The organism is Caballeronia sp. GAWG1-1 (assembly GCF_023631465.1).
Lineage (GTDB): Bacteria > Pseudomonadota > Gammaproteobacteria > Burkholderiales > Burkholderiaceae > Caballeronia.
Genome location: NZ_JALQDB010000021.1, coordinates 1 through 616 on the forward strand (window position 1 = coordinate 1; position 616 = coordinate 616).

Genomic DNA, 616 nt, shown 5'->3' on the forward strand with positions numbered 1-616 from the left:
AGCGTGGTCTTGCCGTGGTCAACGTGACCGATCGTGCCCACGTTCACGTGCGGCTTGGTCCGCTCGAATTTACCTTTGGCCATTTTCGACTCCTAACAGGATTTTCGCACCTTGCGCCACGCGCAACTTACTAGACTAATACTTCTGGTGCCCATGGGCAGGATCGAACTGCCGACCTCTCCCTTACCAAGGGAGTGCTCTACCACTGAGCCACATGGGCACTACAAACCGACACTGGAGCGGGTGAAGGGAATCGAACCCTCGTCATAAGCTTGGAAGGCTTCTGCTCTACCATTGAGCTACACCCGCTTGGGCTGGATTCCCTACCGCTTGAATTCTGGTGGAGGAGGTTGGATTCGAACCAACGTAGGCGTAAGCCAACAGATTTACAGTCTGCCCCCTTTAGCCACTCGGGCACCCCTCCGCAGAGAACTATCGATTATGGGGAAGAAACACGGTGTTGTCAAGCTTTCCGCGCGACCCGCATCAACTGAGGCTCTCACTTATAGTTGAAAGCGAAATGCAAAAACCCCACCTGTTTGGGGGTGGGGTTTTTGTTGCTGCATGAGGAGCCTGACGATTACCTACTTTCACACGGGAGATCCGCACTATCATC

General features: G+C 53.9%; 1 protein-coding gene and 3 tRNA genes. All 4 read right to left on the reverse strand.

Annotation, left to right across the window (positions count from 1 at the left end; translation table 11 throughout):
• A partial coding sequence (locus NCT03_RS13005; protein ID WP_042615313.1) for a GTP-binding protein occupies positions 1-83 on the reverse strand: 83 nt, incomplete at its 3' end.
• A 62-nt stretch (positions 84-145) separates the two neighbouring features.
• Positions 146-220 (reverse strand) — tRNA-Thr (locus NCT03_RS13010).
• A gap of 15 nt (positions 221-235) precedes the next feature.
• Positions 236-309, reverse strand: a tRNA-Gly gene (locus NCT03_RS13015).
• Positions 310-338: 29 nt separating this feature from the next.
• Positions 339-424, reverse strand: a tRNA-Tyr gene (locus tag NCT03_RS13020).
• Positions 425-616 lie beyond the last annotated feature (192 nt).